Source organism: Burkholderia sp. Ac-20384, assembly GCF_017104605.1.
GTDB classification, from domain to species: Bacteria; Pseudomonadota; Gammaproteobacteria; order Burkholderiales; family Burkholderiaceae; genus Burkholderia; species Burkholderia lata.
On the sequence record NZ_JAAGPE010000667.1, the window covers coordinates 1 to 1,105 of the forward strand.

The following is a 1,105-nucleotide window of genomic DNA, read 5'->3' on the forward strand; positions in this document are numbered from 1 at the left end:
TGATGCGGCGCGGCGTGGCCGCGCTGGGACGCGTTCAAGCGCGATTTCATCTCGGCCGACGGCCGCGTGATCGACGTCGGCTCGGCCGATTCACGCACCGTATCGGAGGGGCAGGCGTATGGACTTTTCTTCGCGCTGGTTGCGAACGACCGGCGCATGTTCGACACGATCCTCGCATGGACCGAGAACAATCTCGCGCAGGGCGACCTGAGCGCGCATCTGCCGGCGTGGCTGTGGGGCCGCGCGCCCGACGGCGCGTGGCGCGTGCTCGACGCGAACGCGGCGTCGGACGCCGACCTGTGGATCGCGTATGCGCTCATCGAGGCCGGGCGGCTGTGGCACGAACGCAGCTACACGGCACGCGGCGCGCTGCTGGCGAAGCGCGTGCTCGACGACGAGACGGCGACCGTGCCGGGCCTCGGCCTCACGCTGTTGCCGGGGCCGACGGGGTTCAAGCTCGCCGACGGCCAGTGGCGCGTGAACCCGAGCTATTCGCCGCCGCAGGTGATCCGCGCGCTCGGCGCGCGCCTGCCCGACGACAAGCGCTGGGCCGCACTCGTCTCCAGCACCGGCCGCGTGCTGCTCGACACCGCACCGAAAGGCTTTTCGCCCGACTGGGCGCTGTATCGCGCGGGCACGGGTTTCGGGCCCGATCGCGATACGCATGCGGAGAGCGCGTACAACGCGATCCGCGTGTATCTGTGGGCCGGCATGCTCGACCGTGCCGATCCGCTCGCCGCGCCGATGCTCGCGCGTTTTGCGCCGTTCGCCGACTACATCGCTGCGCATGGCGCGCCGCCGGAGAAGGTCGACACGACGACGGGCATCGCAGGGCCGAACGACGGCAACGGCGGGTTTTCCGCGGCGGCCGTGCCGTTCCTCGACGCACGCGGCCAGCGTGCGCTCGCGGATGCCCAGGCGGCGCGTGTCGATACGCTCGCGCGCCAGTCGGCGCCCGGTTACTACACGAGCGTGCTGACGCTGTTCGGGCTCGGCTGGCGCGACGGACGCTACCGGTTCGGCGCGGACGGCACGCTCGACGCCCGTTGGGGAGGCCGCTCGTGCGCCGCCCGCTGAAGCGCGCCGCGCCGCACGTCGCGGGATT

At 72.0% G+C, this 1,105-nt stretch carries 1 pseudogene; it reads left to right on the top strand.

From position 1 onward, the window contains the following. Positions 1–6 precede the first annotated feature (6 nt). Positions 7–1,077 (top strand): annotated as a pseudogene (bcsZ, locus tag G3O00_RS42710) (cellulose synthase complex periplasmic endoglucanase BcsZ); the annotation flags it as partial. Between the last annotated feature and the right edge of the window lie 28 nt (positions 1,078–1,105).